This window comes from Pontiella sp., from assembly GCF_041622395.1.
GTDB lineage: Bacteria > Verrucomicrobiota > Kiritimatiellia > Kiritimatiellales > Pontiellaceae > Pontiella.
On the sequence record NZ_JBFJYW010000345.1, the window covers coordinates 1 to 3,608 of the forward strand.

Genomic DNA, 3,608 nt, shown 5'->3' on the forward strand with positions numbered 1-3,608 from the left:
GTAGGAGAAGGTCCCCCCCTCGGCCACGCCGTTAAAATTGGCCGCCTGGGAAAACGTTGCCCATTCGGCACCGACTTGGGTGTGGCAGGTAAAATCATTACCGCTCGCATCATTCGGCAGTCCATCGCCGAAGAAGAAAAGCCCATGGGAACCATAGACGTCGTCGGCATTCAAATCGAAACTCTTCCCTAGATTCGTCGAGCGAAAGTCATTCACGCCCGTTTCGTCATAGCCGTTGCCATCCCCGACCAATCCGATGATGGGTGCGGCGTGCACGCTCGACGCGATCGCCAGACCGATTAATAGTGCCAATCCAGTTTTTTTCATCTCACTTCTCCTTATTGTTGGACGTCAATGTCCTTTAAAAACCCTTTTCCCAGCTAAACAAGATCTATTGTACGCTTTTCAGCAAACTTGTCATGTGACGCGATCGCGCCACACGGGGAGCCGTGGCCGGGGAAATAGATTGCACATCGCGGGGCAACAGCCTAAAAAATCGGAATGCGCCTTATTGCAAAAACCGCTGTGTCATGCCTGTTGTCGACGCTCTGCCATGCCGCGCCCCAGCGGCCTGCCGCGGCCGCATATTCCCCGCAAAAACGCACCTTGGCCGAGCTTGAAAAACGGCTGGCCGAGATCGACTCCGAGCTTTCCCGGACCGCACGGTTTACCCCGCGCAACGGCGCCGGCAGCATCGGATGGTTCTCTGCGTCGCGGGAAAACCCGACCCATGCGGAATGGGCCGAAATCAACTGCGACGGCAACATGCCGATCGATCGGATCGTGCTGGTACCCACCCTCTGGAACGACGCAGACGAGGGTCCGCAGGCCGATGGGTTTCCCGAGGCATTCGAGGTGATCGCCGGCCAGGAAGGCGAGCGCGAAGGAACCGTGGTGGCCCGGTTTGGCCCCGAAGACCGGCTCCTGCCGCGCGTCGCGCCCTTGGTGGTTGATGTTGCGCCAACGCCGGCGGATTGGGTGCGGGTGAAAGCGGTTCAACTCTCGCGATCCGCCCGGAACGGAAGGCACACGTTCAGCCTTGCCGAGATCATGGTCTTCAGCGGCGACCGCAACATTGCATTGGCCCAACCCATGCGCGTTTCATCGACGACCACCGGCTGGAACGCTGAGGCAACCGCCCCGGAAACCCTGACGGACGGCTTTACCCCCTTCCTGATGAATGCGGGCCATGGCAACAAAAGCCAGCCCTATCTGGCCCGGTTCCCGGCCAAGCGAATCTTCCGGCTCACCATCGATCTGGAGAACAGCTGCCGCGTGGATGAAATCCGGCTCCACAGCGCGGCCGACATCCGCAAACACATCCCCCTCCCCCAGCAAGTGGACTACGGGATTCCCATGCACTTCACCGTGGTGGGCGCCAATGCCGCGGATTTTTCCGATGCCCAATGCCTGGTGGATTATCGGCGCAACTCGATTTACGACACCGGCTCGATTCTTTTGCGGAATGTGCCCGAAACCCGCTGCCGCTATATCCGGTTCGTCGTGGACGAACCCTACCAAGCGCCCGAAATGCCCGACAACCGGCGCTATGTCAACCTGTCCGAACTGGAAGTCATTTCCAAGGGGGCAAACGTGGCACGGGGCAAGCAGGCCACCTTCCCGAGCGTGAGGGACTCCTTGCACGAGTTCACCGAATCCATAACGGATGGGAACAATAGCTTCGGAACAATACTGACGATCCGGGACTGGATGGGGCAGCTGGCCCGGCGCCACGATCTGGAACGGGAACGCCCCGTTGTGTTCGCGGAGCTCAACCAGCGCTATGCCCGCCAGAAAAAACATCTCTGGGCCCTGTATTGGGCCGTCGGCATCCTGGCCGTCGGGATCGCCTTCACCATTCTGGTCGACCGGATCTTCCGGATGCGGTATGTGGCCCGGATCAAACAGCGCTTCGCCGCCGACCTGCACGACGAACTCGGCGCCAATCTCCACTCCATCGGGCTGATCAGCGACGTGGCGCAGCACGCCCAGACCCGCGAGCAGTGGCAGGCCCTCGGCCAACGGATTCGGGAACTGACCGAACGCAGCGGCACCGCCGTGCGCCACTGCACCAATCTGCTGGAAGCCGACGATCTCTATATCGGGTTGACCACCGACATGCGGCGGTCCGCCGAGCGAATCGCCACCAATCTCAAGCACGATTTCACCACCGAGGGCGAACCGTTTCTGGAGCAGCTCAAGCCCCGCATGCGCATCGACCTCTTCCTGTTTTACAAGGAGTGCCTGGTCAACATCTGCCGCCATTCCGGCGCCACCCAAATCCGCACCCACCTGACCGGGGGGGAAAAAGATATTCTTCTCACCGTCAGCGACAACGGCAAAGGCCTGGGCGGGAACATTCCATCCTCCCTGAAACGGCGCGCCCGGCTGCTCCGCGCCAAGCTCTCCGTCGAATCCCCTGCGGAGGGCGGAACGAGAATCGGCTTGCGACTGCGCAATCGCAGAAGCGTCGCTTCCGCCATCCGTCTAAAACTCAACGCCCTCAGACCATCGACCCAAAGGAATCGCGAATGAACTCCCCAATCCGAGTCATGCTGGTGGAAGACCACCCCGAATACCGCGAAAGCGTGGCGCTGGTGCTCGGCACCACCCCGGACATCCGGCTCGCCCACCAGTTCGGCACGGCGGACCAGGCCCTCCATTTCCTGCAACACGATGCGGCGGACCACCGACCGGATCTCATTCTGCTGGACCTGCACCTTCCCGGATTGAGCGGGATCGATGCCCTGCCCCGATTCTCGGAATGTTCCCCGACGACGCCCATCATCGTCCTGACCCAGTCCGACCGCGAAGCGGATGTCGTCAACGCCATCGCCCGCGGGGCCTCCGGCTATCTGTTGAAATCCTCCACCAGCACCCAGTTGCTGAACGGAATCCGCGGCGTTTTCAACGACGAGGCGCCGATCGACCCGAAAATGGCCCGCTACCTCGTGGAAACCTTGCGCAACAAGCCGAACACGGCGGACATGGAAGGTGTGCTCTCGGAGCGCGAGCTCGATGTCCTCTCCCTGCTGGGCGAGGGACTGGTTAAAAAGGAAATCGCTCTACGGCTCGAAATCAGCACCCACACCGTGGACAACTACATGCGGCGCATCTACGAAAAGCTGCAGGTCCCCAACGCCCCCTCCGCCATCTACAAAGCCTACAAAACCGGCATCTTGCCGAAGTGAGCCCTCCGGGGGAATCGAGGACTCATTTTCCGCTCTTCCAGAGCACGATGCCCGCCGCATCGTTTGCCAGGTTCGTCCCGCCGGTGCTGCGGCCGCGCGCCACATCGGCTTCCAGCAGCGACAACAAGCGCTGCGCGACTTCGGGATGGGAGGCATATAGGTTGGTGGTCTCGCCGGGATCGGCTTCCATGTCATACAATTGCGCGCACAACGCGTTTGGCGCGGCCTCGGCCTCGGTCGGCGAGCTCCAGCCGCCGGAGCTTTTGGCCAACAGGAGTTTCCACTTGCCCTGCCGATAGGCGAAGTGACCGCTGAAGGAATGGTGCACCAGCCCCGCGCGGGTGGAGACGATCGGCGCGCCCGAGAGCGCCGGCAGGAAACTCACGCTGTCTTCGCCGGCGGTTTCCGGCAACTCGA

The 3,608-nt window shown here is 61.4% G+C and carries 3 protein-coding genes and 1 pseudogene; 2 read left to right on the top strand and 2 right to left on the bottom strand.

Annotated elements, in window-relative coordinates:
- A partial coding sequence (locus ABYO54_RS15215; RefSeq protein WP_372809089.1) for a hypothetical protein occupies positions 1-327 on the bottom strand: 327 nt, incomplete at its 3' end.
- A gap of 198 nt (positions 328-525) precedes the next feature.
- Here ABYO54_RS15215 and ABYO54_RS15220 point away from each other — a divergent pair.
- Both ABYO54_RS15220 and ABYO54_RS15225 read left to right on the top strand, forming a co-directional pair.
- Complete coding sequence (locus tag ABYO54_RS15220; protein ID WP_372809090.1) at positions 526-2,535, top strand: sensor histidine kinase; 2,010 nt, start codon at positions 526-528, stop codon at positions 2,533-2,535.
- Positions 2,532-3,191, top strand: a complete 660-nt coding sequence (locus ABYO54_RS15225) for a response regulator (protein ID WP_372809091.1) — start codon at positions 2,532-2,534, stop codon at positions 3,189-3,191. The genes ABYO54_RS15220 and ABYO54_RS15225 overlap by 4 nt, the downstream gene beginning before the upstream one ends.
- Positions 3,192-3,213: 22 nt before the next feature.
- Here ABYO54_RS15225 and ABYO54_RS15230 read toward each other — a convergent pair.
- Positions 3,214-3,608: pseudogene (locus tag ABYO54_RS15230) on the bottom strand (arylsulfatase); the annotation flags it as partial.

Excerpts from the sequence above, each read along its gene's own strand:
- ABYO54_RS15225 (WP_372809091.1), top strand. The coding sequence starts at position 2,532 with ATGAACTCCCCAATCCGAGTCATGCTGGTGGAAGACCACCCCGAATAC.